A 491-nucleotide genomic window follows, 5' to 3' on the forward strand; every position below is an offset into this window, starting at 1 on the left:
AGCACGCCGAGAGTAGTTGGGGGATCGCCCCCTGCAAGGGTAGGACGTTGCCACGCGATATACCGACAAGCTCAGTTGTTGGGACACTGAAAGTTAATCAGACTGTCGATGACAATCTCATTTGTCGGTGATTAATTGGAGAGTTGTCCGAGCTGGCCGAAGGAGCATCACTGGAAATGATGTAAACGGGTTTAAGCCTGTTTCGAGGGTTCGAATCCCTCACTCTCCGTCAACAACATTTTGTATGACCCGTTGGTCAAGTGGTTAAGACACCGCCCTTTCACGGCGGTAACATGGGTTCGAATCCCGTACGGGTCATTGACTAATTAATTAGTCATATATAAGTAATATACCTTCTTGGAGGATTAGCTCAGTTGGGAGAGCGTCTGCCTTACAAGCAGAGGGTCACAGGTTCGAGCCCTGTATCCTCCATGATGGTCCGTTGGTCTAGCTGGTTAGGACGCCTGCCTGTCACGCAGGAGATCACGAGT

The 491-nt window shown here is 50.1% G+C and carries 3 tRNA genes; all 3 read left to right on the forward strand.

Annotated elements, in window-relative coordinates:
- Nucleotides 1–137: 137 nt before the first annotated feature.
- The 3 genes from FD04_RS05030 (at nucleotide 138) to FD04_RS05040 (ending at nucleotide 432) form a co-directional block, all read left to right on the forward strand.
- A tRNA-Ser gene (locus FD04_RS05030) sits at nucleotides 138–229 on the forward strand.
- Nucleotides 230–246: 17 nt separating this feature from the next.
- Nucleotides 247–318, forward strand: a tRNA-Glu gene (locus tag FD04_RS05035).
- Nucleotides 319–359: 41 nt separating this feature from the next.
- Nucleotides 360–432: transfer RNA gene (locus FD04_RS05040), tRNA-Val, on the forward strand.
- The last annotated feature ends 59 nt before the right edge of the window (nucleotides 433–491 follow it).

The organism is Secundilactobacillus odoratitofui DSM 19909 = JCM 15043, from assembly GCF_001434895.1.
In the GTDB taxonomy this organism is placed as follows: Bacteria; Bacillota; Bacilli; order Lactobacillales; family Lactobacillaceae; genus Secundilactobacillus; species Secundilactobacillus odoratitofui.